The organism is Parabacteroides sp. AF17-3 (assembly GCF_003635445.1).
GTDB classification, from domain to species: domain Bacteria; phylum Bacteroidota; class Bacteroidia; order Bacteroidales; family Tannerellaceae; genus Parabacteroides; species Parabacteroides goldsteinii.
Genome location: NZ_QTMM01000011.1, coordinates 241,356 through 263,114 on the forward strand (window position 1 = coordinate 241,356; position 21,759 = coordinate 263,114).

The window sequence follows — 21,759 nt, forward strand, 5'->3', positions numbered from 1 at the left end:
GACTGCGGAGAGAGCGGGATTCGAACCCGCGAAACCCTTTAGGGGTTTACACGCTTTCCAGGCGTGCCTCTTCAACCACTCGAGCATCTCTCCTTTTGTGAAGAACGGAGAACATATAGCCCTCCATATATAATAAAAAAGCAGCTTTTATGCTGCTTCTGCGGAGAGACAGGGTAATGAACCTATTCATCTAACCGCCTATAAATCAGTTTTTTATTTTCCAATATTTCAAATAGGTAACGAAACAGTAACGATTCTCTATCGCTTTTCTGTCCAGCTTTGTCCGCTGTTTGTCTGCCTATCTCACGGGTTCAAAGATACAACACTTTTTTGAATTACGCAAATACCTGAATATAAATGTTTCAGCTTAGGTGTAAGGTGCAAGCTATATATAGATATATACTTGCACCTTACACTAAACTTTTTCCCAAGCAATAGTTTTACCTGATACGTTTACATAACAACACATATAGAGTACATTGCTAAAAAAATAGAAATACAGCGTAAGAACTTGTTAATAACTACAAATAACTCTATCTTTGCAATTCATCAGATGATATGATGATAAGACTATAATGTAATATGGGAACAAGTACAATTATTCAAAAAAAGTCACTGGCGGAAGAAGTTGCAGAACAGCTAAAAGGACAAATTGTAAAAGGGAAACTTAAAAAAGGTGAGAAACTTCCAATTGAAACCGAATTAATGAAAATTTTCGGAGTGGGGCGTTCTACAATTCGGGAAGCTGTAAAAATGTTGGAAAACATGGGGTATTTAAAAGTACAACAAGGGCGAGGAACTTTCATTGAAATTCCAACACCTGCAAAAGAGCCGTTGGAACAACGACTCAAGCGTGCAGATATAAGAGAGTTAAACGATGTTAGAAAAATTTTGGAATCTGCCATAGCAGAAAGAGCAGCACTTCATCATACAGAACAAGATGTAAAAAAAATAAAAAAACATCTTGCAGCCCGTAAAGATGCTGCCGAAGCTGGGCTATTGAATGAATGTATCGAAGCTGATATAAAATTCCATATCTCAATTGCAAAAGCAACACATAACGAAATCCTGTTTGAATTATATAGTTCAGTCGCAATACGATTACAAAAAGGTTATAAGCACATATACGATGATACAAGTTGTTTCTTGCAATCCCAATTACTTCATGAGAATTTAGTTGAAAGTATAATCGCCAACGACAAGCAAGTAGCGGCTAATTTAGGTTCTCTCTTTTGGAATGACCTCCATATTTGAAAGCCTAAAGACATAAAGATGTTAGCTTTCTCAATTTTGTTTTGAATTAGAGCTTAGTACAGAGGGCTATTAGAACTCTTTTAATATGAAAATAGCAATTTTCGGGTCGTTTACCCAATACCTATACTGTAATTTTGCAGCGTCAATTAAAAACAGATGAATATGAGAGCAAAAACATTATTAACAGCTATCTTAATAGTTAGTAGTATAAACGTATTTTCGCAAAACAGAATGGAAACAAAAAAAAATGTAACGCCGCAAATGGTCGTTGAGAACGTCCATAAAGCAGCAAAACTCCTTAAAACACAGGGAGAAACCGGATTAAAAATAGTAAGTGACCCTACGTCTGAATTTAATACAGGAGATGACTACATCTTCATCATTGATGTTGAGAAAAGCCTCGTAGTTTCAAACCCCCGTTTTCCTGAACGAACAGGGGGAAACATCCGGGAACATTTAGACTGGAACAAAGAGCATTATGGTGTCCGTCTTTGTGAAGTGGCTATGCAGGGCGGTGGATGGATAGAATTTGTATGGCCTAAACCCGGTACAACAGAGGGAGTACGCAAAATTTCATACATATACCCTATTCCCGGACTTCGTTATACCGTATGTGCCGGAATATATAACGAATCAATGGCTATTGATGAATTAAATAAAATGTCAAATAACATAGATGTAAAATCATCGAAAGTAGCTGTATTGTTTGAGGTAAAACCCAAAACAGAATGCAAAGACGAATACCTGCGCTTAGGTGCGGCATTGAAAACTGAATTGGTAAAAATACCGGGCTTCATAAGCGTAGAGCGTTTCGCAAGCCTGAATGAAGAAGGTAAACTGTTAAGCCTTTCGGTATGGGAAAACGAAACTGCCGCCACCAACTGGCGTAATCAGCTTAATCATCGTGACAGCCAAAAGAAAGGACACAATTCCCTTTTTGAAAAATATAAAATATCGGTAGCTGCTGTTATTCGTGAATACACACAAAACGACCGCAAACAAGCACCGGAAGATTCTAACAGTTTCTTGGAAATACAATAAATATGTCTGACTATTTTCAATATGGAGAAACTGAAATTGCCTACTTAAAACAGGTAGATAAACAGTTGGCTGAAATAATAGACAAGATTGGCATAGTGAAAAGGCAGGTTATCCCTGACCTTTTTACTGCGCTTATACACTCTATTGTAGGGCAACAAATATCAACAAAAGCCCATCAAACAATTTGGGAACGTATGAAACAAGGATTAGGAGAAATTAATCCTGTTGTTGTCAACAACTTGTCATTGGATGAATTGCAGAAATTTGGAATTACGTTTAAGAAAGCGTATTATATCAAATCATTGACACAAAAAATCATATCAAATCAATTTAACATAGACGCTCTATATACAATGTCCGATGAAGAAGTTTGTGCCAAACTATCAGAATTGGAAGGTATCGGCAAATGGACGGCTGAAATGATAATGCTTCATTCCATGCAAAGACCTGACATATTGAGTTATGGAGATTTAGCTATTATTAGAGGTCTTAGAATGATATATCATCATCGAACCATTGATAAAGTAAAATTTGAACGCTATAAAAAGCGTTACTCTCCTTACGCTTCTGTAGCCAGCCTGTATATTTGGGCTGTTGCAGGTGGAGCTATTGAAGATATGAAAGATTATGGGACTAAAATAAATACATCAAATGGAAAAAGAAGAAAAAATTAAAGCGATAATGAATCGTGACAGTAGCTATGACGGGAAATTTTATTATGGTGTAAAATCCACAGGTATTGTATGCAAACCGTCATGTAAAGCAAAAAATCCGCATGAAAAAAACATCGTACTATTCGATACATTCGAACAGGCAATAGACGCAGGTTTCAGACCATGCAAAATTTGTATGAAGCCCTTAAATGTTATTCAGATACAGCGTTACCATTCTCCATGTGGGGATTTGATACTCGGTTCATTTCAAGGCAAACTTTGCCTGTGTGATTGGGCTGTTGAAAAACATCGGGACGTAGTAGATATAAGGTTACGGAAAGTTTTGAAAGCCAGTTATGAAGAAAAAACATCGGATGTTATACAAGAAACCAGCCAACAGTTAGACGAATATTTTGATGGTAAACGCACGGCGTTTGATATTCCCCTACTCTTTGTTGGTACTGAATTTCAAAAAAAAGTATGGCACAGGTTGTTAGAAATACCTTATGGAAAGACTATTTCTTACGGAGAACTGGCTAAACAACTGGATATGCCTAAGGCTGTGCGTGCAGTAGCAAATGCCAATGGAGCAAATGCTATTTCTATAATTGCACCCTGTCATCGGGTTATTGGTAGTGACCATTCACTTACAGGCTATGGTGGTGGGCTTACTGCAAAAAAAATGTTGCTGGATTTAGAATTAAATCTGAATAAAACATTTAAGGAATAGCAATGAGTGAGCAACAAAAGTTAAATTACGAACGTATTGCTGCTGCCATCCGCTTTATCGAAGAAAACAGACAGGAGCAACCAAAGTTAGAAGCGGTGGCAGAGCATGTGAACATGAGTCCTTTTCATTTCCAACGCATCTTTCAGGAATGGGCAGGAATAACCCCTAAACATTTCTTGCAATACCTGAACGTAGAATATGCAAAATATATTCTACAAAAAACTCACGCTTCGCTTTTAGATACAGCTTACGAGGTAGGGTTGTCAGGAACAGGCAGACTGCACGATTTGTTTGTCAATATAGAGGGAATGACACCGGGTGAGTATAAGAATGGTGGTGAAAGTCTTTCTATCAATTACAGCTTTGCAGAAAGCCCGTTTGGTGAAATATTCGTAGCTTCAACCAGCAAGGGTGTTTGCTGTATGGAGTTTGCAGACAACCACGAAATAGCTTTTAATTCTTTATTGCAAAAATTCCCCAATGCAAAGTTTTCCCAAATAGTGGATAAAATACAGCAAAATGCCTTATTTATTTTCACCCAAGACTGGAGCAAGCTAAAAGAAATCAAATTACACTTAAAAGGCACTGATTTTCAATTAAAAGTTTGGGATGCTCTACTCAAAATCCCAATGGGCGGATTAACTACATACGGAGACATAGCAACTGAAATCAACAACCCAAAGGCTTGTCGAGCAGTAGGAACAGCGATTGGAGAAAATCCTGTGGCTTTCCTTATACCATGTCATCGTGTGATTCGTTCTTCCGGTGCATTAGGAAATTACCATTGGGGGGAAATTCGTAAAACAGCAATTATTGGCTGGGAAGCAGCTAAATGTGGAATTAAAGAAAATATTAAATAAAAACAGAAAGCATAATCAGCCCATTAAATTATAATCGAATAATAATTGTTCCTATTCAAATAGAAACAATTTTTTTTTAATAAGATGAAAGAATTTGCTAATAAAATATTGCTTAAAATAAACACAGAAATTGAAATATCCTGTGTAGATGGCGATGTATCTGCCGACAAGGCTTTGTATATGATTAATTTCATCAGACCTTTATTTGAAGAACTAAGAGAATTTATCCATCAATATACTTTTCAGGATGATAATGAAGAAATATTATTCTTTAAAGATATTAAGCCATTCATTTTAAGCAAGCTAATATATTTCAATGATATATACACTCTTGAATTAAGAAAACCCAATGGTAGTAAAGAAGTTATTAAAGAGTATTATAAGAAGAAACAAACAACTATAACAGAGTTTTGTAATGCCAATCTTGACTTCTATCAATATTATCGTTCTAAGGCAACTCACTTAGATAGATATTATTTCCTTAGAGGACATGAAAATTATAAACTATGCCATAACTGTGGTATGTTCGATAAAGACCCGTTATTTTCAACTTGTTACGACCATAGGGTAGCTAAAATGTTGGCTTATGATATGTTGGAAATTTATCTGCAACAACGATTACAAGATGTGGAAAGACAAGAAGTAATAGAAATCAGTCGGGCTTCATTACCTGATAATCCTTTTCGGTGGACTGGAACTAAAATAGCTGCTATCGAATTGGGGTATGCCATATATGCTGCCGGAGTTCTGAATGATGGGAACGCTGATATTAAAGAGATTATGACTTACATAGAAGCATCGTTCAAAATAGACTTAGGAGATTATTATAGGACTTATCTAACAATGCGAGAAAGGAAGAAAGATAAAACATCGTTCCTCACCAGTCTTATAAATAAGCTGTTGCGCAAAATGGATGAAGACGACAAACTATAATAAATTTCCTCGAAAAAACTACCAAGTTACTACCAACTTGGTAGTTTTTTTATGCCATGTTTTAAAGAGTGTTTCTACCCTTAAAATTCCCTATTTTCCCTGTTCTGACACCAATTTCCACAAAAAAATAAATCAACCAACTTGGTTGTATCTTGTAAGTTTTATCTTCTACAACTCCCGACCTTTGCAGCAAATCAATTAGTTAGCAAAATGGAGATAATAACATTCGAGTCAAAAGCCTATAAGGATTTAGACAACAAGATTACCGCTATCGCCGATTATATATTCAATCACAAAGAAGCGGAAAGTACCAATGAGGATGAAATTTGGGTGGATAGTTACGAGGTCTGCACATTTTTGAAAATCAGTGAAAAGACACTCCAACGTCTGCGAGTGGCTGGAACTATTGCCTACTCTAATATTCGGGGACGTTACTTCTACAAAATCAGCGAAGTAAAACGGATGCTGGAAGAACGCCTGATAAAAAGTAATAAGGAGAATATTAACGACCTGATAACCAACCACCAGCTATATGTTAAGGAAAGAAGAAATATTAGAAAGGACAAATAACGGGTTATCTGTGTTCAAGCACTACATATCCGGTAACTGGCGGATAGGTCGCAATTTCTTGAATCCGCTTTATGAGGATAACAAAGCGTCCTGTAACATCTATTTTGACCGCCGAAGCGGTATCTATAAGATGAAAGACTTCGGCAACGACAGTTATAGCGGTGATTGTTTCTTTTTCGTGGGGCAACTCAAAGGGCTGGACTGCAATAATTCAATGGATTTTGTGGAAATACTGGAAACCATAGACCGGGATTTGGGATTGGGACTGACAACAGGCAATCCGATACCTGTTACCTGTACTTCTTCCCATATAGTAGATGATATGCCGGAAGAAACACCTGAAAAGGAAAGCAAACCTTACCAGTTTAGGGAACAGAAATTTCCACTTGCCGAATTGATGTACTGGCAGCAGTATGGTATCACACCGGAAGTATTGGAACTCTACAAGGTATGTTCCTTACGGGATTTTCAGAGCGTAACGGCGGATGGGACACCGTTCACCTATACTTCATCCGTAACAGAACCAATGTACGGGTATAAAAGTAAGCGATATATAAAGTTGTACCGTCCGTTCTCAAAAACCCGTTTCCTGTATGGTGGTAACTTCGGGGAAAACTATTGTTTCGGATTGGAACAACTGCCCGCAAAGGGTGATACACTGTTTATCACGGGTGGTGAAAAAGATGTCATGTCATTGGCGGCACACGGTTTTCACGCTATCTGTTTCAACAGTGAAACGGTGACTATCCCGCCTACCCTGATTTATAAGCTGACATTCCGTTTTAAGCATATTATCCTATTATATGATACCGATAAGACGGGCAAGGAAAGCGCACGTAAACAGGAAAAGCAGTTGGAAGAATTGGGGGTAAAACGCCTACTCTTACCACTTCCCGGAACGAAAGAGGAAAAGGATATTTCCGATTATTTCAAGGCTGGGAATACCCGTGAAGATTTCCTGAAATTGTTTATCGAATTTTTAGATAACCTATATAGTGATACATTGATTATGCTTAAATCGTGCGAAATAGACTTCAATAATCCTCCGGCAAAAGCACAGGTGATAATTTCTGCTGGGGATGTCCCATTGGGGACACAAGGAAACCTGTTCGGTATTACAGGCGGCGAGGGAACAGGAAAGAGTAATTATATAGCTGCCATGTTAGCAGGCTGTATCTGCCAACCGGATAAGGAAGTAGATACGCTCGGCATACAGATAACCGCCAACAGTAAACACAAAGCGGTATTGCTCTATGATACGGAACAGTCCGAAGTACAACTGTTCAAAAATGTAAGTAACCTGCTGGCACGTGCCAAGCAACCGAACAAACCGGAAGAACTGAAAGCATTTTGTCTGACGGGTATGTCCCGCAAAGAACGGTTGCACGCTATTGTTCAAAGCATGGATAAGTTTTATTACCAATACGGGGGCATACAATTAGTAGTGATAGATGGTATCGCCGACCTTGTAAAAAGTGCTAATGATGAAGTAGAAAGTGTGGCGGTGATAGATGAACTGTACCGATTGGCAGGAATTTATAATACCTGTATTCTCTGCGTGCTGCATTTTGTACCCAATGGATTGAAGCTGCGGGGGCATTTAGGTTCGGAATTACAACGTAAGGCGGCAACTATCCTTTCCATCGAAAAGGATGAAGAACCCACACAATCTGTGGTAAAAGCTCTGAAAGTAAGGGATGGTAGCCCGTTGGACGTTCCTTTGATGCTGTTCGCATGGGATAAAGCAGCCGGAATGCACCTTTACAAAGGAGAAAAGCCACGTGAGGAAAAAGAGAAGCGCAAGGAAAAGGAACTGGTCGGGGTTGCCCGTGACGTGTTCGGCAGACAGGAACATATAACCTATATAGACCTGTGCGAACAGATACAGCAGATTTTGGATGTGAAAGAACGTACCGCAAAAAGCTATATCCGCTTTATGCGGGAACGGGACATCATCATCAAAGACCCGTCCAACCAAAGTTATTTTATGATTGGTTTAATTTAATCAGACAGCCTTATGTATATAGATAAAGATGATTTTACCGCATGGATGGAACGTATCATGGATAGGTTCGATATGCAGGACAAGAAGATAGACAAAGTTATAAAAGGTCGTAACTGTTTGGATGGGGAAGAACTGCTGGATAATCAGGACTTGTGCCTGCTGCTGAAAGTAGCACCCCGAACACTGACCCGTTACAGGAAAAAGGGAATACTCCCTTTCCTTATGCTGGACGGCAGGTGTTATTACCGTGCTACGGACGTACACAAGTTAATTCGGGAGAAAACCGATTGATTTTTTCTTTTCTAATGGCTTTTAATCCTGTTTTGTCGTGAGATAAGGCAGGATTTCTTTGTTTTGTATGCCGGACTTTTCAGGGATTTGGCTAACTTTGCAAAAGTTACATAAGAAAATAACGGCGATTGAACAGTAACCTGTGATTTCGTCTTTATATATAACATATTTATTCGCAGATGTCTTAACGTAGAAAACTGGCACTTTTCAAAGAATAGAGGCTTTTGCGCAATGCTTATGCTATGCTTTGTCATAGCGTGGGCTTGCGTGCTTCTATTCTTGGGTATGCCAGTACCTCTACGTTGAAGTTGCGTGAGTTCACGCTTCTTTTTTGATGTACTGGCGAACAGTTTATAAAAAGTAACTGTTAAATACTCAATTATGAAACATTTAAAAACTTGTATTGCCGTATCTCTCGATGGCTTCATTGCCACAAAGGATAATGAATTGGACTGGATGCCTGAAAATGTAAAGCAAGAGATTTCAGCAGCCTATGAACAGCCGGGTGTACTGCTCGCTGGAGTAAATACCTATTCTTATATTTTTGAACATTGGGGCGGATGGCCGTACAAAAGTAAAAAGACTTTTGTAGTGTCCCACTACGACACCAATGTGACGAAAAAGGAGAATGTAACCTTTCTTACCGATATACCCTTACGGGCAATCAATGAACTTAAATCAAGTTCGGAAACCGATATTCAGGTCATTGGCGGCGGTAAGTTTATAACCTCGTTGATTGAAGCGTCCCTGCTGGATGAAATAACCCTGTATATCGTTCCGGTCATGCTGGGGGACGGTATCAAGTTCATAGGAAAGACTTTCGGGTCAAAGTGGGAACTGACCGGACACCGGGTGATAGACAATCAGGTCGTTTGCCTGACCTACCAGTATAAAGGGGAATGATTTAAAAAAGCACCCGGTGTCCCTCCGGGTGCTTCAACCACAAAAATTTCAATTATAAATCTATCTATAATGAAACTTTCTGTGGCAAATATAACGATTTTCATTCTATTTCTTCGGTTTGCCTTTCTTTTCAGGGAACACGAAAGTAACATTAAACTGCCCGTCAAAGGCAAGTGAAGCGTCAAAGATTTTACCGTCCCTGTTCTTGAATCCTTTGATTAGTCCGGTTTTCCCGGTAGTCACCAGTTCGGTAATCTGTTTGTCCGTCAATTGCTTGTCGCTCTTGTTGCGGAAAATGGTAACGGAACAATCCACATTGGAACATTTGGCGACTTTCGGATAGAAAAGGATGCGTCCGGTCTTGCATTTGGGGCAAATGCAACCACCACCCGAAGCGAAAGAAAGCTGAACGTCCAAAAGTTCAGCCGTGATTTGCCGTGCATACACTTCGATACCTTTACGGAACGTGTCGGGGTTCATTTCTCCGCTTTCTATTTTGGCAAGCGTATTTTCCCACATTCCCGTCATTTCAACGTCTGCTATCTTCTTATCCCGGATGATGTTGTAAACGGTAAGCCCCTTTTCGGTCGGGACAAGGTTCTTTTTCTCCCGGACAATGTACTGGCGGGAAAACAGCGTTTCGATGATGGCTGCCCGTGTTGCGGGCGTGCCGATACCCGTATCTTTCATGCTGGCTTTCAGTTCTGCGTTTTCCAGTTCCTTACCTGCCGTTTCCATTGAAGAAAGCAGACTGCTTTCCGTATGTAACGGCTTGGGCTTGGTCTGTTTCTCCAACAGCTCAATGCCGGAAAGCGGTAAACTATCTTCGTCCTGCATGGCGGGCAAAGTGGCGTTATCTTCTCCGTCCTCTTTTTCGCCGAATACGGCACGCCATCCGGCGGATTTGATTATAGACCCTTTGACCGTGAAAAGTGACCCTACACATTCCAGCGTTACACTGGTAACGTCTTTGACGCATTTTTCAGAAAAGGCTTCCAACATCCGTCCGGCTATCAGTTCGTAAACTGCCTGTTCGTCCGTTTCCAGTTTACCGGGCAGGTTTTCCGTTACTATCAGGGCGTGATGGTCGGTTACCTTGCCATCGTTCACAGAACGGGAATTTAAGGCTTTGCCTTTCATCCCGGCAGCATATCCGGCAAAACGGGTGTACTGTTCCAAATTAACAAGACGTTCCGGGATTTCCTCGAACACGTCCTGCGATATATAACGGCTTCCGGTTCGGGGATAGCTGATTAGTTTACCCTCGTATAACTTTTGTGCGATGGATAGGGTTTTGTCTGCGGAAAAATTCAGTTTCGTATTCGCTTCTTTTTGAAGTGTGGTTAAATCATAGAGCAAGGGCGGTTCTTGGTTTACTTCCTTACGCTCTACGGTTTTCACCTGTACCGTTCCCGCTTCCTTTATTCTTTGCAGCGTGTCGATGGCGGGCTGCTGCGTATCGTATTTGTCTGCGGATAGTGCGGCAAAGGAAACATTGTCTTTTGCCGCCTGTAATTTCAGTTGCCAATACTTTTGCGGAATAAAGTTCTTGTTCTCCAAAAAGCGGGTACATATCATTGCCAACGTGGGCGACTGTACCCGTCCCAAAGAAAAAATGCCTTGTCCGGCTGCCACACTTAAAGCCTGTGTACCGTTAATTCCTATCAAATAATCAGCTTCGCTGCGTGCCTGTGCCGAAAGGAAAAGGTTATCATACAGGCTGCCGGCTTTCAGGTTTTGCAGTCCCTCACGGATTGCCTTGTCCGTAAGGCTGCTTATCCATAAACGGACAAAGGGCTTGTTGCATCCGATATACTGGTAGATGTAGCGAAAGATAAGTTCTCCCTCTCTCCCTGCATCGGTGGCGACTATAATCTTGTCCGACTGGCTGAATACCTCTTTGATTACCTTTAGCTGTTTCAATGCGCCGGGGTCTGCCTTGTACCCTTTTTCCGCTTTCACTTGCCGGGGTGTTAGTTGAAAATTATCCGGGATAATAGGCAGACTTTCCCGGCGGAAACTCTGTATGCCGTATGCTTCCGGCATTGCCAAACCTACAAGATGGCCGAACGCCCAGGTAACGAGATACCCGTTACCTGAAAGGTAGCCATCCTGTTTTTTATTCGCTCCTAAAATGCGGGCAATGTCCCTTGCCACACTTGGTTTTTCTCCGATTACTGCAATCATTCTAATTTCGATTTTAATTGTTCTACTTCTTTTTGTCTTAGGATTTTCCGGTCATAATAGATGTGATAGCCATCTATATAATATTGTCGGTTCTGCTCGTCTATGGTTTTCCAGTCTGTTTTGAAACAGGCGAAGAAAAACAGGGCGAAACCGACAACCGGGATAAGGATTAATACTGCTATCATCTTTTGCGTCCCCTGCTCTGTTTGGGTTTGTCCGCTTGCTCCTGCTTCTCCTTTTTATCCAGCTTGGTTTTCTGTTTTTCAGTGGGCTTGTCCTGACCTTTTTTCAAGGGTTCTTTCACTTTCTTGGTAGCTTCGTTGGTATTGCCCTCCGAATTGACCGCTACCTGCGTGCGGTTCTTGCTTGCCGGAGTAATTTCTTTCACGGCGGAACGGTCAAAACTGGGGTTGTCACTGTAAAAGCCTAACTTCTTCTTATCATGGTTCACCTGAATATAAGCATCGTATTCGACCCCTCTCTTGTCTTTCAGCCCGGCAACAAAAATGGTCTTGTCATTGACTAAATCCTGCTGTTGCTGGCGGGATAGCTCTATTCCTGAAATGCTCTTGGGAATGGTTACACCGTCACTGGTGACAAGGCTGTTTTGCTGTTCCTGTTTCTGCCGTTGCTCCTGTGACTGTTTGGCATTGGGATAGATAAATTCCAGACTTTTCTTGTCGGCATTGACCTGAACAGTTGCGGAAAAGGGATTTTTACGGTTGGAAATCATATTTTCAAGGAATACCCCTTTTCCTTCCCGTAAGGCTTGCTGCTGTTCCTTGTTCAGTTTGACACCCTTTATTTCATCCGGTATTTGGACGCTGCTTGCACGCATGGAAACCAGTTCGTTTGTTACCTTATCCACGCTGACGAAAGAGGGTATCATTTCTCCCGTGATATAGTTTTTCAGGTTTACTATCCGTCCCATGTTGCCTGTTTCAAGAAGATTGGCTTTATCTTCTTTGGAAAATTCATGTCCGAAGAACGGGCGTTCAAGTTCCGGCTTTTGTCGGATGCCGTGTATCGCCAAAACTACATTCCCGTCCTTGTCGTGCCGGAAAGATAAACGTGCATCCAGTTTCATAATGGCTGAATTGTAGTTTCCGGCAATGGTGAACGCTCCGGGCGACTTGTACCCTCTTAACATGGGTTCTAAAGCCTTTGCCTTTTCCAGTTGCTCTTTGGAAAGCCCGAAATTTTTCAGGGCTTCCCAGTCCACTTTATCCGGGTCAATCACATACTTGCTTTTGTCGGGTTGCTGCGGTACTTGCGCCGTTGCTCCCGTTTCTTTGGCTGGCTGCTGTGGTTGTGGTTGTTGGGTTTCCTGCTGTTCTTTCTTGGCTTCCTGCTTCACGGTTTCAGGTGTTACCCGGTAACGCTCTATACCCGCTTCATTTTCCGGTGTAGGGTTGTTGAAGTTCTCCCTGATTATCGGCTCGATTTTGGGAAGTTCCAACTTCGGGATTTTGAAGAAGTTGAAGCGGGTCGGGTTCTTCAACTGGTTCATCATGTTGGAAAAGAAGTTAGAAAAGAAATCACCGTGACGGTCGAATTTCAAAAGTTCGCTGTTGTTCTCCGGTGGTACGGTTTGGAGTTCCCCGTTTTCATCTACGCCTTTTACTGCGCTGATTGTCTTTTTCTCCTTATCCAGTACAAGAAGAATATCCATCATCTGTTCGTCAGTGGTGGATTGGCTGGCTGTGTTTACATCCATAACTTTTTGAATTTTAGTGAGTAAATAAAAATTTCGGAAGTAAAAGTAAGGATGAAATAGAGTATATTTAAGGATTTGGGAACGGGTGGCTTCATTAGTCCCCGTTTGGCTTCATTTGTCTCAACAGTTTCAACTGCACTTTTTTACTGGAAATATACACTACTTATAAAAATGATTAGTATTTTTGCACAGTATATTATTAACTTTGAGATATTTATAAAAATATGGAACTATCTAACTATGCAATAAACGCACTTATTCCCTTAGTTACGGGCGATAGTGAATTAACCAATTATAAAAAAGGAAGTGAACTAACTAAATTCTTTAATACTTATGGTTTTCGAGATGTATATGACTTTAACAAGGGGGGATTACCTAAATTATCCGATAATAAAATGAACACATCTCGCACAGAATATACAAAAGATAGGTTAAGTAAACTTTCAGGAAAGCCGGAACTACAAACTTTATTAGAAGACCTCGTCAATTCTTCTGACAAAGCAGAAGAATTGGCAAAAGAAATCAATGAAATTATTTCTCCTGATAAATTTAATATCGAAAAAATCAATAATAAATATATTATACTCGGTAGTAGAATTATAAAAAAACAAGAACCTAAAAATGATGCTCGTTTCAAAGATATACAAAACAGTATCATAAAAGAATTGGAGAATGCCCAAGTATCCATATCACTTGCTATGGCTTGGTTTACAAATAAAACTCTATTAGAAAAGTTAAAAGAAAAACAGGAACAAGGCGTTAAAGTTGAAATTGTTATTTTTGACGATGGTATTAACGCTAAATATGGTGTTGATTTACAAGGGTTTGATTTTGTAAAAGTACGTGCAGAACGGGGTGGGAAAATGCATCACAAATTTTGTGTAATAGATAACCAAACTGTTATAACTGGTAGTTATAACTGGTCTGATAATGCCGAATATAAAAATGATGAAAATATATCTATTCAAGCTGACCCCCAACAGGCAACAAAGTATTCCGTAGAATTTAGAAATCTCCGAACTCAAACAAAAAAATAAATTAGTTAGAAGAATAGAAATAGAATAGCGAGAAGTTATATATTCTCGCTATTCTATTTCTATTCTTCCGTCTTAATCAAGTGTTGCAATTCAGGGTCGTTCTTTATCCGTTCCATTTCATCCGTGACAATCTGCTGGACTTCTTGCTTGACCCGGTTGTAATTTGCCTGTATTTCTTCCTGCATCCGGTCGTTCCCGTCCTCGTCCCGGAAATCTATAATTTGGGGCAGCTTTTTGTAGTTGGCTGTTTCCCGTTTCACTTGCTCGTTATCCACCACAATTTCCGCATGAAATATTTTCTGCTCAATGCGTTCATCGAAATTATCACTGACCGCACCCACGAACATACCCTGCGTTAAGTTGGATATTTTACTGGGTGGTATCAGGCTATCCATTTGCGTACTGATAGAGGTTGATTTATCATTCCGGTTGATAGTCATGCTTTGGCGTTTTTGTAAGACCTTTCCGAAACGGTCTGAAAGCGTTTTTGCCGTTTCAGAAACCACCTGACCGGAAAAGATGTTACCCACCGTATTTTCGATTACCCGGCTTTCCTTATCCCCATAATCCCGGCGTAACTGGCTGAAATCCTGAAAGCCCAAACAGACCGCTTCCTTGTTGCTTCGTGCCGTTGCTATCAGGTTATCCAGTCCCCGAAAATAGATGGTCGGTAATTCGTCAATGATTACGGAACTTTTCAGTTGGTGCTTCTTGTTTATCAGCTTCACAATACGGGAATTGTACAATCCTAAAGCACAGGAATAGATATTCTGACGGTCGGGATTATTGCCTACTACCAAAATCTTAGGTTCTTCCGGGTTGTTTATATCCAGTGAAAAATCATCCCCTGTCATTACCCAATATAAAGCTGGGCTTATCATACGGGAAAGTGGAATTTTAGCACTTGCAAGCTGCCCTTGAAGCTGGTCTTGCGCATTACTTTCCCATGCGTCCATGAACGGTGAAAGATAGTTTTCCAGTTCGGGATAGCTGGTTAAAATAGTGAACGTATCGGCATATTTCTTGTTCAAAAATTCAATGGCGTGCGGAAATGTACAATACTTGCCCCCCTGATAGATTTTCAAAAACCAAATGATAGAAGCCAGCAGGATAATCGGGCTTTCTACAAAGAAATCTCCCTGCTTGGTTATCCAACTGCGGTTAAGGTTTAACATGATGGTATAACTGGCTTCGTATGCGTCCGATATGTCCGTCATAAATGCCGGATTTATCGGGTTGCATCGGTGACTTTTACGTGGGTCATCAAAGTTAATCATGTAGAATTTAGGCTGTACCTTATACCCGTCTAAATGGTTGATTAGGTGATTGTAAGCTATCTCTGAAAGGTCAGGAAATTTGTAGTCATAAATATAAACAGCGAAGCCTTTTTCGATTTGCTGTTTGATGTAGTTATTGACTATCGCATACGACTTTCCTGAACCGGGCGTACCCAATACCATGCTTGCCCTGAACGGGTTTACAACGTTTATCCAGCCATCGTTCCACTTCTTTTTATAGTAGAACCGTGTCGGCAGATTGATGGAATACTCGTTTTCTATCAGGCGTGTTTCCTGTGCGAAACTTTCATTTTCCAAATTAAACACATCATCCATTAGGTTGTTTTTCAACAGGCGGGAAATCCATACTCCGGCAGCAAGTAGCGAAAGATACCCGGCGGTCATGGTAAAGATATACAATGCTGTGTTTGCCGCCAGTGCCAACGGCAGAACCAACAGCCACCAGTTCAGGAAAAACAGGATAAAACCGATTGTCAGGAATACATAAATCTTGTTCCATGTGATTTTTTCCTCTTTCACTCCCTTTGTACCCAAACAGGAAAGCGCAAGGAATACCACCGAAAAAAGTTTGGTGTACAGGATATTGGAGAACAGCCCGGCGGTACGCTGGAAGTTCAGCAGGATTTTATCGACTACCCCGATATTGATACCCCACTGCCGGAACGACTGGTAACAAAACCAGTAGATGTTTATCACTACAAATAAAATACTGATTGCCCGCATAAAGTCCATGACCTTTGCAAGTCCTCTTAAATCATCTTCATTCTGCATAATTGAAATTTTATAGTTATTAAATACGTCTTTGTTTCTTCTTCTTTTTCTTCTTGGGTGGTGGAACTTGGCTGTTGTCGGGTGGCGTATCGTTCCCACCGGATAACAGGCTGAACAGTCCTGCAATGGTTTTGCCTGTATTTTCAAGGTGTCCGGTCGGGTTAAATTCCAGTGCGTCTTCCTGCATTTCCTGTTTGCTGTTTCCCGACAAAGTATGGGAGCCGGAAAACAGGTCATTGAACACATTGGCGGAAAAGTCCTTTCCCAACCGTGAACCGTTCAGGACGGTACGGTTTTCGTGGTCGATGAATGTTACACCGTATATCCTGCCTGTATCGTTCTGCCGGAAAAGTACATCTATGCCTTTCGCTTTCAATTCCGTAATAAGCTGTTCCCGGCTACGGGCGGATTGCATCACTGCGCCGACTGTCCGGCGAGTACGCTCTTTCAGGTTCTTGTCCTGAATGTCCTTTGCCGATTTCTTGATACGCCGCTGAATGGCTTCGTAACCTACCGACTTACCCAAAGAAGAAGATTTGAACGGGTTTCCCTGTTTCTCCCCTTTGTCATTGGTCGCTGAATAGACAATACCGTTATAGGGTTTGCCGTTCGCTTCCCCTTTCACTTCCTCCGCCTGTACATTATATATAGATAGCAACGCTTTGTATTCCGTAAAACTCTGAAAACGGTAACTGCTGGCAAGGGCTTTCACCGTATTGGATAACTGGTGCTTTACGTCCCCTGCCCGGTAGTCCACCTTTTTAAGTTCGGGGCGTTCGGCTGCCTGTTTCTTCTCTGCCGGATGCAGCCCGTACTTCTGTTCCAGTTCACGGGTGATTTGTTTGCTGCGGATATGCTCGAACTTGTCGTTTATCTTTTTGCCCGTATCGTCCACCCGGATGGAAACGATATGTATATGATGCCTTGCAATATCTTCGTGCTTGTACACCATATACGGCTGGTTGCCATACCCCAACTTATCCATATACTCTTTGGCTATATCTGCAAGCTGGCTGTCTGAAAGCACATCATCCGGGTGTGGGTTCAGGGAGATATGGATAATCGGTTTTTCCGTTTTCAGGTCTGCGGGCAGGTGCATATCGAAACATTCCATACAACGCCGGATGCTGAAATTCCCGTCCTCGCTCTCAAACATACGGTTGCTTAAAAGTACCTTTCCTTGCTCTTCATCCACCTTGTTTTGGTTGTAGGAAAGCGCACCGAACAGGGAGCTTCCTACGCTTATCTTTGCAACCATCTTGTTTCAAATTCACGGGTCAGTTCAATAATTTGGCGGTTCAGGTCGGCAAGTTCTATCGTTGCCTTTTCCAGTTTATAGAGAAATGCGAGTGCTTTCTTCTCTGAAAAATTGGTATGGAGAGCCTTTACCACCTGATTGTAATTCACGGCAATTCCCCTGTACTGGGAATATAAAGCGGTCAGCCGGGTATAATATTCGACTGCCGCCTTGTCGATTTTAATCACTTTGAACGGTTCGCCGAAGATGCGGGCGGTGATAAAATGCGCTTTGGTGCGCATACCGGACTGGTCGAACAATGCCAAAAAGCGGGCGTGGTCTATCGCATTGAAGCTGATAGAGTACCTGAACACTGCCGGGTCTGCTTTGGGCTTGCGTCCTGCGCCACCCGGACGGGGCGCATTTTCATTTTTCTGTTTCATGCTACATTTTTTTAAAGGGTTACGACTTCGGAGTGACCCTATCCCGGCTTCGTCCGGGCAAGGCGTTCAAAGCTGCTGAAAGAATTTCAAGCAGCTTAAAACACACCTTGCTATTTGCCAGTGCAAATAAAAATCCATCTACCGATGGATTGGAGTTAGCGGATATTGGAACGCTCCCGGCGGCGGGGGCTTAGTTAGCCTGACCGATACCTTTCGGTTGCAAAGTAACGGGTATTAAAAATGCTGTGAAATAGCAGGTTATAGGACAAATGAGGACAAACGGGGACATTTGAGGACACATCTCGAAACGGGTTGTTTTTCTATGTTTATTTGTCCCGAATTTAAGAAAGAAAGCAATATGGACGGATGGAAATATGTAACAGAAAGCGGACGGAAAGAAAGCGGTTTTGAAAACTTGAAAACAAGATTTCAAGATTGTAATCTTTCAAGAAAGCAGGAAAGCAAAACGGATGGAATGATTGAAAGCAAACAGTCTTTCAATCGGGAAAGAAAACTGTCCGTCTTTGTGGAAAGATTGAAAGGAACAAGAATAAGAAGAAAGAAATCATTCCTGCTTTCGGGCTTCCTGTATGGAACGAAAGAAAATACTCTGTCTGTCAATCTGAACGGATGGAAAACAATAAAGATGTATCACAATAATTCAAAATGACAATGAAGAAAGAAACCTTGTATGTGGCTTTCTCCACCCAAAAGGGCGGGGTCGGCAAAACAACGTTCACCGTCTTGGTGGCAAGTTACCTGTATTACCTAAAAGGGTATAACGTGGCAGTCGTGGATTGCGACTACCCGCAGCACAGTATCAGTGCCATGCGCAAACGGGATGCCGAACAGGTGAACGGGGATGATTACTACAAACAGCTTGCCTTTCATCAGTTCAAGACACTGGGAAAGAAAGCGTACCCGGTGCTTTGCAGTTCACCGGACGAAGCGATAAAAACGGCGGATGAATATCTTGCGTCTGCCGGGATGGACTATGATGTGGTCTTTTTCGACCTGCCCGGAACGGTGAACAGCGAGGGTGTTATCAACTCCCTTTCAGGGGTGGATTATATTTTCACCCCCATAGCCGCCGACCGGGTGGTATTGGAAAGCAGCCTTTCCTTTGCGGTGGCTATCCATAAACTGCTGGTTAAGAATGAAGCGTGCCGACTGAAAGGGCTGCACCTGTTTTGGAACATGGTAGATGGACGGGAGAAAACAGACCTCTACACCCTGTATGAGCAGACCATCAGAGAACTGGAACTACCCCTTATGAAAGTATTTATCCCGGACACCAAAAGGTTTAAAAAGGAACTGGACGCACAGCGTAAAACCGTGTTCCGTTCCACGCTGTTCCCGGCGGACAAACGGCTGGTAAAGGGCAGCAACATGGAAGAACTGATAACCGAAATCGCATACCTTATAAAACTGTAACGATATGGCAAAGCAAAGTGGCGGGAAACCGCAAATTGACGAAGATTTTATGAAAGAGATTATTTCACAGGGCTTGCCCGTGAAGAAACAGGAAACGCCAACATCGGCGGCGGTGGAAACCGAAAGGGAAACACCCGATAAGCCGGACAAACAGGAAACGGCAAAGGAAGAAAAGGCAGCGAAAGAACCTGCCCGCCGGAAAAAGAACGCTCCGGGCGATTACCGGGAAACCTATTTCATGCGGGTGGACTTGACCGACCGACAACCGTTATATGTCAGCCGTGCCACACACGAAAAGCTGATGAAGATAGTAACCGTTATCGGCGGACGCAAGGCGACCGTGAGCAGCTATGTAGAAAATATCCTGCTCCGGCATTTCGACCAGTTTCAGGACGAGATAAACGAACTGTACGAAAGCAAATTTGAAAAGCCGTTCTGATATGCTAAAATGGTTTATTATCGGAACGCTCCTGTATTACGCCATCCTCTTATGGCGATACCGGGACAGCTTGGGAACATGGTTTACAAACGGAAAAAGAGAGCCGGAACAGCCGGGAAGCAAACCGACCGTGAAAACCGGAAACAGGGATTCCCTTGTAGGGGCAAGCCGTTACCGGATGGGACAAATGAGGACAAACGGGGACATCTTAGGACACCTTTCAAAAGGGGTTGATAATGCTTCTATATTTGTCCCGAAAAGCGATGGAGCAGAGGAAGAAAGACCTGCCCCGCAAGCGATTGAAACCGAATTTGAAATGGAATTTGAAGCGGAAGATGCGGAAGAACTGGACGTTTTACAAGATGAAATCGAAGCGGAAGAAATCGCCTGTTACATGGGTGAGGGTGAACCGGAAATGGCACAGGGCATCACGCTGGGGGAACTGGGTCAAATGGTACAGGTCATTGAGGTTAAACAAGCATCCGAAGCGGAAGAACGACAAGCGGTACAGACCATCTGCCGAACGGAAACAAACCTGTTTCATTCACTGGTGGAGCAGATTAACGGGGGCAGGTCACGGGTAGCGGAACTTTTACAAAAGCATGAGATACCCGTACCCGCCATCATCCCGGCTGCCGGAAGTAATGAAATGGCAGATTTTGACATGAACGATTTTCTTTAATGGTAAACTTTAAATAATAAGATGATGAAACAAAGAGAGTACGGTTAAGACAAAGCTTTCTAAACACTGGGGAACACTCCCCGCAACCACAAAAATTCAATTATTAATCACTCCGCCGGGCGGACTATCCACCCGTCCGGCAATTTAAAAACAATGTATTTATAATGAAAAAGAAAGTTCTCTTTTCGGCAGCCGTTCTTTTGGCTGCATCCTCCGCTTTTGCACAAGGTAACGGCATGGCGGGTATTACAGAAGCTACCAATATGGTAACAAGTTATTTCGACCCGGCGACAAAATTAATTTACGCCATCGGTGCGGTGGTGGGCTTGATTGGCGGCGTGAAAGTCTATGGCAAGTTTTCTTCGGGTGACCCTGATACAAGCAAAACGGCGGCTTCATGGTTCGGTGCTTGTATCTTCCTGATAGTCGCTGCCACTATCCTACGTTCATTCTTCCTCTAAAGAAACGGACTATGGCAGACTATCCGATTAACAGGGGGATAGGCAAGCCAGTTGAGTTTAAAGGGTTGAAAAGTCAATATCTTTTCATTTTTGCGGGCGGGCTGTTAGCCCTGTTCGTGCTTTTCATCATCATGTACATGGTGGGTATCAACCAGTGGGTGTGCATCATCTTCGGCGTTACTTCGGCGACGCTGCTTGTATGGCTCACATTCCGGTTAAATGAAAAGTACGGGACACACGGGTTAATGAAATTGTCCGCACGCAAAAGCCACCCTTTCCATATCATCAACCGCAAAGCCATATCCCGATTATTCCATTTAAAACAAGCATCGAAATGAGAAATATATTAAAAGCTACTACGCTGGAAAACAAGTTTCCACTGTTCACGGTGGAAAACGGCTGCATCGTTTCCAAAAATGCCGACATAACGGTGGCGTTCCGGGTGGAACTGCCCGAACTGTTCACCGTCACGGCAGCCGAATACGAAGCGATACATTCCGCTTGGAACAAAGCGGTAAAGGTGCTGCCCGATTACAGCATCGTACACAAACAGGACTGGTTCATCAAAGAGAACTATGCGCCTGACATCCAAAAGGATGATTTGAGTTTCCTTTCCCGTTCCTTTGAACGGCATTTCAATGAAAGACCTTTCTTAAATCATACCTGCTACCTGTTCCTGACGAAAACCACAAAGGAACGCAGCCGGATGCAGAGTAATTTTTCCACCCTTTGCCGGGGTTTCCTTGTCCCCAAAGAGATAAAGGATAAGGAAACGGTTACAAAATTCCTCGAAGCGGTGGGGCAGTTTGAAAG

General features: G+C 42.2%; 23 protein-coding genes, 1 tRNA gene and 2 pseudogenes. 19 read left to right on the forward strand and 7 right to left on the reverse strand.

Annotated features, from left to right (window positions below; genetic code table 11):
- Nucleotides 1-5 precede the first annotated feature (5 nt).
- A tRNA-Ser gene (locus DWW91_RS16090) sits at nucleotides 6-93 on the reverse strand.
- 489 nt (nucleotides 94-582) lie between these two features.
- Between DWW91_RS16090 and DWW91_RS16095 the strand changes: the two genes are divergently transcribed.
- From DWW91_RS16095 to DWW91_RS16140, 11 genes and pseudogenes are all read left to right on the forward strand, one after another.
- Nucleotides 583-1,254, forward strand: a complete 672-nt coding sequence (locus DWW91_RS16095) for a FadR/GntR family transcriptional regulator (RefSeq protein ID WP_122328315.1) — start codon at nucleotides 583-585, stop codon at nucleotides 1,252-1,254.
- Between the two features lie 162 nt (nucleotides 1,255-1,416).
- The gene (locus DWW91_RS16100; protein WP_122328316.1) at nucleotides 1,417-2,295 is read left to right on the forward strand and encodes a cache domain-containing protein; all 879 of its coding nucleotides are present in this window, start codon (nucleotides 1,417-1,419) and stop codon (nucleotides 2,293-2,295) included.
- A gap of 2 nt (nucleotides 2,296-2,297) precedes the next feature.
- On the forward strand, nucleotides 2,298-2,969 hold the full coding sequence (locus DWW91_RS16105; protein ID WP_122328317.1) for a DNA-3-methyladenine glycosylase: 672 nt from the start codon (nucleotides 2,298-2,300) through the stop codon (nucleotides 2,967-2,969).
- Between the two features lie 7 nt (nucleotides 2,970-2,976).
- Nucleotides 2,977-3,084: pseudogene (locus DWW91_RS28115) on the forward strand (Ada metal-binding domain-containing protein); the annotation flags it as partial.
- Nucleotides 3,085-3,144: 60 nt separating this feature from the next.
- Nucleotides 3,145-3,678 carry a methylated-DNA--[protein]-cysteine S-methyltransferase gene (locus DWW91_RS16110; protein WP_233584506.1) on the forward strand — a complete coding sequence of 178 codons (534 nt, stop codon included), beginning with the start codon at nucleotides 3,145-3,147 and terminating at the stop codon, nucleotides 3,676-3,678.
- 2 nt (nucleotides 3,679-3,680) lie between these two features.
- Nucleotides 3,681-4,538: a methylated-DNA--[protein]-cysteine S-methyltransferase gene (locus DWW91_RS16115; protein ID WP_122328318.1), complete on the forward strand. Its 858-nt coding sequence runs from the start codon at nucleotides 3,681-3,683 to the stop codon at nucleotides 4,536-4,538.
- Between the two features lie 84 nt (nucleotides 4,539-4,622).
- Complete coding sequence (locus DWW91_RS16120) at nucleotides 4,623-5,471, forward strand: RteC domain-containing protein (protein ID WP_122328319.1); 849 nt, start codon at nucleotides 4,623-4,625, stop codon at nucleotides 5,469-5,471.
- A 210-nt stretch (nucleotides 5,472-5,681) separates the two neighbouring features.
- Nucleotides 5,682-6,041, forward strand: coding sequence for a helix-turn-helix domain-containing protein (locus DWW91_RS16125; RefSeq protein WP_122328320.1), 360 nt, complete (start codon nucleotides 5,682-5,684; stop codon nucleotides 6,039-6,041).
- The gene (locus tag DWW91_RS16130) at nucleotides 6,004-8,046 is read left to right on the forward strand and encodes a bifunctional DNA primase/helicase (RefSeq protein WP_122328321.1); all 2,043 of its coding nucleotides are present in this window, start codon (nucleotides 6,004-6,006) and stop codon (nucleotides 8,044-8,046) included. The genes DWW91_RS16125 and DWW91_RS16130 overlap by 38 nt, the downstream gene beginning before the upstream one ends.
- A gap of 12 nt (nucleotides 8,047-8,058) precedes the next feature.
- Nucleotides 8,059-8,337, forward strand: coding sequence for a helix-turn-helix domain-containing protein (locus tag DWW91_RS16135; RefSeq protein WP_009000849.1), 279 nt, complete (start codon nucleotides 8,059-8,061; stop codon nucleotides 8,335-8,337).
- A 381-nt stretch (nucleotides 8,338-8,718) separates the two neighbouring features.
- On the forward strand, nucleotides 8,719-9,240 hold the full coding sequence (locus DWW91_RS16140) for a dihydrofolate reductase family protein (RefSeq protein ID WP_199722596.1): 522 nt from the start codon (nucleotides 8,719-8,721) through the stop codon (nucleotides 9,238-9,240).
- 105 nt (nucleotides 9,241-9,345) lie between these two features.
- Here the strand turns inward: DWW91_RS16140 and DWW91_RS16145 are convergent, their stop codons facing one another.
- Genes DWW91_RS16145 through DWW91_RS16155 form a run of 3 tightly spaced genes read right to left on the reverse strand, consistent with a single transcriptional unit; the run spans nucleotide 9,346 to nucleotide 13,144 of the window.
- Nucleotides 9,346-11,427 carry a type IA DNA topoisomerase gene (locus tag DWW91_RS16145; protein WP_122328322.1) on the reverse strand — a complete coding sequence of 694 codons (2,082 nt, stop codon included), beginning with the start codon at nucleotides 11,425-11,427 and terminating at the stop codon, nucleotides 9,346-9,348.
- Nucleotides 11,424-11,612 (reverse strand): hypothetical protein, encoded by a 189-nt coding sequence (locus DWW91_RS16150; RefSeq protein WP_122328323.1) that lies wholly within the window; start codon nucleotides 11,610-11,612, stop codon nucleotides 11,424-11,426. Before DWW91_RS16150 ends, DWW91_RS16145 begins: the two co-directional genes overlap by 4 nt.
- Nucleotides 11,609-13,144 carry a DUF3945 domain-containing protein gene (locus DWW91_RS16155; RefSeq protein WP_122328324.1) on the reverse strand — a complete coding sequence of 512 codons (1,536 nt, stop codon included), beginning with the start codon at nucleotides 13,142-13,144 and terminating at the stop codon, nucleotides 11,609-11,611. Before DWW91_RS16155 ends, DWW91_RS16150 begins: the two co-directional genes overlap by 4 nt.
- A gap of 224 nt (nucleotides 13,145-13,368) precedes the next feature.
- Here DWW91_RS16155 and DWW91_RS16160 point away from each other — a divergent pair, with 224 nt between their 5' ends.
- The gene (locus DWW91_RS16160; RefSeq protein ID WP_122328325.1) at nucleotides 13,369-14,181 is read left to right on the forward strand and encodes a phospholipase D-like domain-containing protein; all 813 of its coding nucleotides are present in this window, start codon (nucleotides 13,369-13,371) and stop codon (nucleotides 14,179-14,181) included.
- A gap of 59 nt (nucleotides 14,182-14,240) precedes the next feature.
- On the opposite strand, the gene mobC is transcribed toward DWW91_RS16160, so the two are convergent.
- Genes mobC through mobA form a run of 3 tightly spaced genes read right to left on the reverse strand, consistent with a single transcriptional unit; the run spans nucleotide 14,241 to nucleotide 17,930 of the window.
- On the reverse strand, nucleotides 14,241-16,250 hold the full coding sequence (mobC, locus tag DWW91_RS16165) for a conjugal transfer protein MobC (protein WP_122328326.1): 2,010 nt from the start codon (nucleotides 16,248-16,250) through the stop codon (nucleotides 14,241-14,243).
- A gap of 19 nt (nucleotides 16,251-16,269) precedes the next feature.
- Complete coding sequence (gene mobB / locus DWW91_RS16170; protein WP_117904955.1) at nucleotides 16,270-17,508, reverse strand: conjugal transfer protein MobB; 1,239 nt, start codon at nucleotides 17,506-17,508, stop codon at nucleotides 16,270-16,272.
- The gene (gene mobA / locus DWW91_RS16175; RefSeq protein WP_117904953.1) at nucleotides 17,493-17,930 is read right to left on the reverse strand and encodes a conjugal transfer protein MobA; all 438 of its coding nucleotides are present in this window, start codon (nucleotides 17,928-17,930) and stop codon (nucleotides 17,493-17,495) included. The genes mobB and mobA overlap by 16 nt, the downstream gene beginning before the upstream one ends.
- Before the next feature lie 358 nt (nucleotides 17,931-18,288).
- Here mobA and DWW91_RS16185 point away from each other — a divergent pair.
- The 7 genes and pseudogenes from DWW91_RS16185 to DWW91_RS16215 form a co-directional block, all read left to right on the forward strand.
- Nucleotides 18,289-18,600: pseudogene (locus tag DWW91_RS16185) on the forward strand (hypothetical protein).
- A gap of 2 nt (nucleotides 18,601-18,602) precedes the next feature.
- A complete protein-coding gene (locus tag DWW91_RS16190) occupies nucleotides 18,603-19,364 on the forward strand; it encodes a ParA family protein (RefSeq protein ID WP_044544900.1) in 762 nt (253 codons plus the stop codon).
- A gap of 4 nt (nucleotides 19,365-19,368) precedes the next feature.
- Nucleotides 19,369-19,803 (forward strand): DUF3408 domain-containing protein, encoded by a 435-nt coding sequence (locus DWW91_RS16195; protein WP_120129915.1) that lies wholly within the window; start codon nucleotides 19,369-19,371, stop codon nucleotides 19,801-19,803.
- Between the two features lies 1 nt (nucleotide 19,804).
- Nucleotides 19,805-20,485 carry a hypothetical protein gene (locus tag DWW91_RS16200; protein WP_120129918.1) on the forward strand — a complete coding sequence of 227 codons (681 nt, stop codon included), beginning with the start codon at nucleotides 19,805-19,807 and terminating at the stop codon, nucleotides 20,483-20,485.
- Nucleotides 20,486-20,649: 164 nt separating this feature from the next.
- Nucleotides 20,650-20,946: a DUF4134 domain-containing protein gene (locus DWW91_RS16205; protein WP_005926215.1), complete on the forward strand. Its 297-nt coding sequence runs from the start codon at nucleotides 20,650-20,652 to the stop codon at nucleotides 20,944-20,946.
- An 11-nt stretch (nucleotides 20,947-20,957) separates the two neighbouring features.
- Entirely contained in the window at nucleotides 20,958-21,284 is a 327-nt protein-coding gene (locus DWW91_RS16210) for a DUF4133 domain-containing protein (protein WP_032529744.1), read from the forward strand.
- The coding region (locus DWW91_RS16215) for a TraG family conjugative transposon ATPase (RefSeq protein ID WP_122328339.1) at nucleotides 21,281-21,759 on the forward strand (479 nt) is incomplete at its 3' end. The genes DWW91_RS16210 and DWW91_RS16215, both read left to right, overlap by 4 nt.

Excerpts from the sequence above, each read along its gene's own strand:
- DWW91_RS16095 (WP_122328315.1), top strand. The coding sequence starts at position 583 with ATGGGAACAAGTACAATTATTCAAAAAAAGTCACTGGCGGAAGAAGTT.
- DWW91_RS16100 (WP_122328316.1), top strand. The coding sequence starts at position 1,417 with ATGAGAGCAAAAACATTATTAACAGCTATCTTAATAGTTAGTAGTATA.
- DWW91_RS16105 (WP_122328317.1), top strand. The coding sequence starts at position 2,298 with ATGTCTGACTATTTTCAATATGGAGAAACTGAAATTGCCTACTTAAAA.
- DWW91_RS16110 (WP_233584506.1), top strand. The coding sequence starts at position 3,145 with ATGAAGCCCTTAAATGTTATTCAGATACAGCGTTACCATTCTCCATGT.
- DWW91_RS16115 (WP_122328318.1), top strand. The coding sequence starts at position 3,681 with ATGAGTGAGCAACAAAAGTTAAATTACGAACGTATTGCTGCTGCCATC.
- DWW91_RS16120 (WP_122328319.1), top strand. The coding sequence starts at position 4,623 with ATGAAAGAATTTGCTAATAAAATATTGCTTAAAATAAACACAGAAATT.
- DWW91_RS16125 (WP_122328320.1), top strand. The coding sequence starts at position 5,682 with ATGGAGATAATAACATTCGAGTCAAAAGCCTATAAGGATTTAGACAAC.
- DWW91_RS16130 (WP_122328321.1), top strand. The coding sequence starts at position 6,004 with ATGTTAAGGAAAGAAGAAATATTAGAAAGGACAAATAACGGGTTATCT.
- DWW91_RS16135 (WP_009000849.1), top strand. The coding sequence starts at position 8,059 with ATGTATATAGATAAAGATGATTTTACCGCATGGATGGAACGTATCATG.
- DWW91_RS16140 (WP_199722596.1), top strand. The coding sequence starts at position 8,719 with ATGAAACATTTAAAAACTTGTATTGCCGTATCTCTCGATGGCTTCATT.
- DWW91_RS16145 (WP_122328322.1), bottom strand. The coding sequence starts at position 11,427 with ATGATTGCAGTAATCGGAGAAAAACCAAGTGTGGCAAGGGACATTGCC.
- DWW91_RS16150 (WP_122328323.1), bottom strand. The coding sequence starts at position 11,612 with ATGATAGCAGTATTAATCCTTATCCCGGTTGTCGGTTTCGCCCTGTTT.
- DWW91_RS16155 (WP_122328324.1), bottom strand. The coding sequence starts at position 13,144 with ATGGATGTAAACACAGCCAGCCAATCCACCACTGACGAACAGATGATG.
- DWW91_RS16160 (WP_122328325.1), top strand. The coding sequence starts at position 13,369 with ATGGAACTATCTAACTATGCAATAAACGCACTTATTCCCTTAGTTACG.
- mobC (WP_122328326.1), bottom strand. The coding sequence starts at position 16,250 with ATGCAGAATGAAGATGATTTAAGAGGACTTGCAAAGGTCATGGACTTT.
- mobB (WP_117904955.1), bottom strand. The coding sequence starts at position 17,508 with ATGGTTGCAAAGATAAGCGTAGGAAGCTCCCTGTTCGGTGCGCTTTCC.
- mobA (WP_117904953.1), bottom strand. The coding sequence starts at position 17,930 with ATGAAACAGAAAAATGAAAATGCGCCCCGTCCGGGTGGCGCAGGACGC.
- DWW91_RS16190 (WP_044544900.1), top strand. The coding sequence starts at position 18,603 with ATGAAGAAAGAAACCTTGTATGTGGCTTTCTCCACCCAAAAGGGCGGG.
- DWW91_RS16195 (WP_120129915.1), top strand. The coding sequence starts at position 19,369 with ATGGCAAAGCAAAGTGGCGGGAAACCGCAAATTGACGAAGATTTTATG.
- DWW91_RS16200 (WP_120129918.1), top strand. The coding sequence starts at position 19,805 with ATGCTAAAATGGTTTATTATCGGAACGCTCCTGTATTACGCCATCCTC.
- DWW91_RS16205 (WP_005926215.1), top strand. The coding sequence starts at position 20,650 with ATGAAAAAGAAAGTTCTCTTTTCGGCAGCCGTTCTTTTGGCTGCATCC.
- DWW91_RS16210 (WP_032529744.1), top strand. The coding sequence starts at position 20,958 with ATGGCAGACTATCCGATTAACAGGGGGATAGGCAAGCCAGTTGAGTTT.